Raw genomic sequence first — 258 nt, forward strand, 5'->3', positions numbered from 1 at the left:
CGGAGACGACCCGGCGCGCGAAAAAGGTCTGCTTCTGCAAGGAAGTCGATCTCGGCACCCTCGAGGACGCAATCCGCTCGCATGGCCTGACCAGCGTCGAGGCAGTCAGGCAGCACACCAACGCGTTCGGTGGCTGCTGCAAGAGGCGTATCGAGGACATGCTGGCGAAAATGCCGGTCTCCTCGCCGCCTGCCATGCTGCAGGCCGCGGAATAGGACGGCGTCATGGCCATCGTCACCACGCCGAAGAAGGCCTGCG

At 64.7% G+C, this 258-nt stretch carries 1 protein-coding gene; it reads left to right on the top strand.

Annotated elements, in window-relative coordinates; genetic code table 11:
* A partial coding sequence (locus KJQ96_RS39295; protein ID WP_213291251.1) for a (2Fe-2S)-binding protein occupies positions 1–215 on the top strand: 215 nt, incomplete at its 5' end.
* Between the last annotated feature and the right edge of the window lie 43 nt (positions 216–258).

It is taken from the genome of Bradyrhizobium sp. sGM-13 (genome assembly GCF_018398875.1).
In the GTDB taxonomy this organism is placed as follows: Bacteria; Pseudomonadota; Alphaproteobacteria; order Rhizobiales; family Xanthobacteraceae; genus Bradyrhizobium.